Annotated in this window: 3 protein-coding genes; 2 read left to right on the top strand and 1 reads right to left on the bottom strand. The window is 56.4% G+C overall.

Features of this window, described 5'->3' with window-relative positions; genetic code table 11:
- The first annotated feature begins 379 nt into the window (after window positions 1–379).
- Window positions 380–1,213 (top strand): AAA family ATPase, encoded by an 834-nt coding sequence (locus NTX71_11960; protein MCX6340613.1) that lies wholly within the window; start codon window positions 380–382, stop codon window positions 1,211–1,213.
- 46 nt (window positions 1,214–1,259) lie between these two features.
- The gene (locus NTX71_11965; GenBank protein MCX6340614.1) at window positions 1,260–1,832 is read left to right on the top strand and encodes a hypothetical protein; all 573 of its coding nucleotides are present in this window, start codon (window positions 1,260–1,262) and stop codon (window positions 1,830–1,832) included.
- A 360-nt stretch (window positions 1,833–2,192) separates the two neighbouring features.
- Here NTX71_11965 and NTX71_11970 read toward each other — a convergent pair.
- The coding region (locus NTX71_11970) for a hypothetical protein (protein ID MCX6340615.1) at window positions 2,193–3,572 on the bottom strand (1,380 nt) is incomplete at its 5' end.

Here is a 3,572-nt window from a genome sequence, read left to right on the forward strand (position 1 = left end):
GACCCACATACACGTTGTCACCGTGCAGATCCAATCCACCGTACAAGGCCATCGCAGCCTCCTTTCCGGCTCGCCGTCGCCGAGCCACCTTGCACAGAGATTGTACACTTGTTCTTTTCGCCTTTGTATGATTATCAGTTACGGAGGGAATGAAAAGGTTATCCACGGATTTTCACTGATTTTATTAAGATGAAAAGAAAGCTTCATCTGCGGCCATCCGTGTGGTTATCCGTGAAAATCCGTGGCGAACATCATTTACCGTTACCCCTGCAAAACTGACCCATTACTTTTTTCTTCTTGCCCTGCACGCGAGGTTCACTATAATAGTAATGTAGCCCGCCGATGTGCGGGGTGAAGTATTTAACCCGATGGCGCCGGTATGTACCTCAGCTACTATGGATTCCAGAAACACCCGTTCAACCTGACGGCTGACCCGAGTTTCCTCTTCCCGAGCCCCCAGCACCGGGAGGCGATGAGTTTCCTCTACTACGGCATCATGGGGCGCAAGGGATTCCTCGCAATCACGGGCGAGGTGGGCACCGGCAAAACGACGCTCTGCAGGGCGCTCCTCTCCATGCTCGACAACAAGGTGAAGACCGCCTTCATCCTCAATTCAAACCTCACCGAGTATCAGCTCCTCCACGCAATCACTGAGGATTTCGGCATCTCCATGCCCGCGAAGAACAAGATAAACCTCATGCGCGCGCTCAACAATTTCCTCCTCGATCAGGTGCGCCAGGGGAATAACGCGGTCCTGATAATCGACGAGGCGCAAAATCTGAGCTCGGTGCAACTCGAACAGATCCGCATGCTCTCCAATCTGGAGACGGCGGAAGAGAAGCTCCTCCAGATCATCCTCGTCGGCCAGCCCCAGCTCCGGAAGAAGCTGGATTCCAAGGGGCTTCTCCAGCTGAGGCAGCGGCTCGCCATCCGATTCCACCTCTACCCCCTCTCGAGGGGCGAGGTCGCCGCCTACATCGCCCACCGGCTGAGGGTCGCAGGGGGCAGCCTACAGGGCATGTTCGACCCGCGCGCCATTGACCTCATCTACGAGTACTCGGACGGCGTCCCACGCCTGATCAACATGCTGTGTGACAAGGCGCTCCTCGCCGGCTTCGCGCTCGGCATAAAGACAATCACCGTCAGGATAATCAAGGCGAGCATCAGAGAGATCGAGGGGACGCCGGAGCTGACGGCTGTTTCGGCAAATTGACCTTACACCTTGTGCTTTTGGCTTTCAACGTGGGGCTGTTTTTGACATGAGCATCATATACGAAGCGCTGAAAAAAATCGAAGATGAGAAGAGGGATGATTCGCCCGGCTGTTCCCCGATAGTCTTCAGCTTCCCCGGGGAGGAGACGCACAAGGACGATCGCGCCGGAGCCTTTCTGCATGCCGCCCGATACGCGGCGATAGGCATCCCTCTCCTCTTCTTCCTGATGCTCCTCATCAGACCGGATCTGTTCAGGCTCTCTTCCGCGCGCCCCGCGCCGCCGGCGGGCCGCATTCCCTCCTCCGCGCCGCTCATGCCCATCATCAAGGAGGTACGCCTGCAGCCAAGGAATATCCTCCCCTCCACGGCTGACCTCTCATCGAAGCCGCAGGAAGCAATGCCCCCGGTTGCGCTCAAGAGCTCCACGTCCATAACTGATACAAAAATCCCCGAACTCCACCTCAAGGGGATCAGCCACAGCGGCAGCCGCTCATGGGCGTTCATCAACGACAAAATGCTGAAGGTGGGCGACAGTATTGCCGGGGCCGAAGTCGTGGAAATCCTCAAGGATAGGGTCAGGCTTACATACACCGGCGTTGAGTTCACGCTGGCCTACTGAAAATGGCACTGAGCTATACCCCGCGCTGCGCGTGCGCATTCCGTAAGGGGTCACTTATAGAGGGTGGCCACGGATCCCGCTAAGCGGGACGGATTATGACGGATATTCACAGATGAAAAGAAAGCTTCATCTGCGGCCATCCGTGTGGTTATCCGTGAAAATCCGTGGCGAACATCATTTACCGTTACCACTGCAAAACTGACCCATGTGTATCTGCGGCAAGAAACCCTACCTACTCGCACAATGCTTTCTTATCTGTGGCAAACGATTGTTGAATGCCACCCATAATTGAGAAGGTGTGAAAAAATCCAGTTTCCGGCTTATGTATGTGATATCAGAATATTGTCATTGCGATCCCGCTCAGTTGACCACTGCCGAGGCCTTGGCAAGCAGGATTACATACTGGGTGCTCGGCGTGAGATCAGAGAGCTTCCTCACCGGCGGTTGCTTGCCCGCCTGGACCACAACGCTGTAGAAGGTGATCGTCTTCCCCTTCATGGACGCGGGGATTTTGACCGCCGGGCGCACAGTCGTTATGTAATCCTTAGTAAAGCTCTTCACGTTCTTGTAGAGCGGCGTGATCTTCTTCTTGACCTTGCCGTCCAGGTAGAGCGTGTAGGGCCCTGCGGGGGTGTCGGCGAGAATATAGAAGTCGAATGGCTGGGTGATGTCCTCAGTCAGCGCCACGTACACCGAGTAGGTCTGGCCGGTTGGCAATGTCTCCGGAACGACGACCTGCAGCGTCGGGGTCGGCCTGATGGTAGGTGTCGACGTAGGAGACATCGTGGGCGCCCCCGTCGCAGACGGGGTAGGCGTCGGGGTCGACGTAGGAGACATCGTGGGTGTCCCCGTCGCAGACGGGGTAGGCGTCGGGGTGATCGTAGGTGTTTCCGTCGGTGTCGGCGTGAACTCAGCGCATATAAAGTCCGCCGTTGCGGGGTCGATCTCCCAATTGAACAGGTAATACCATGTCGCCGCTTCTCCGCTGTTGCCTCTTGCGATGCTTACCTCTCCCGTAGCGGACGCGCACTCAGAATCACCCCCGCATACCGTGTATCGATCGATTGAGCAGGTGTCCGTCCCAACACCCTCGTCGTGGAGAGTCACCGTCGCCTCATAACCAGCCGGTACTGTGACCTCGTACCAAACCCCTTTGCTCGTTTCCGCGAGATAACATGTTCCCGTAGCGGCAGACACACCAGACAACGTCACCGCCATATCGCCGCAATACGCCGTTATCGCTTCCGCGCATGACGATCCTGGAACAGGCGTCTGAGTCGGGGTTTCAGTCGGAGTCTCAGTAGGCGTCGGCGTGATCGTAGGTGTAGCCGTCTCAGTAGGCGTGGGCGTGATGGTTGGCGTCTCTGTCTGCGTCGGTGTTTCCGTCGGGGGCAGCGTCTCGGTAGGTGTCGGCGTGATCGTAGGCGTATCCGTGATGGTCGGCGTGGGCGTGATGGTAGGCGTATCCGTGATGGTTGGCGTCGGCGTTATCGTCGGTGTTATTGTCGGCGGCTGGCCAAGTGCGTATAGCACTCCCGAGGCGCCAGCATAAACCTTCCCGTCAGAACCTATGGCAGATCTCGTATAAATAGTGGCAGCATCCGAAGTCTTATAGCTCCACGATAACGAACCATTCGAGTTCACAATGTACAGGTTATTATCTGCGGAACCAACATAAACCTTCCCATCAGAACCGATGGCGGCAGCGTTGTATGTGGTTTTATTCCCGGTCTTATAGCT

It is taken from the genome of Candidatus Auribacterota bacterium (genome assembly GCA_026392035.1).
Taxonomy (GTDB): Bacteria; Auribacterota; Tritonobacteria; order UBA1439; family UBA1439; genus JAPLCX01.

Coding starts and splice junctions, on each gene's coding strand:
- NTX71_11960 (MCX6340613.1), top strand. CDS start 380: ATGTACCTCAGCTACTATGGATTCCAGAAACACCCGTTCAACCTGACG.
- NTX71_11965 (MCX6340614.1), top strand. CDS start 1,260: ATGAGCATCATATACGAAGCGCTGAAAAAAATCGAAGATGAGAAGAGG.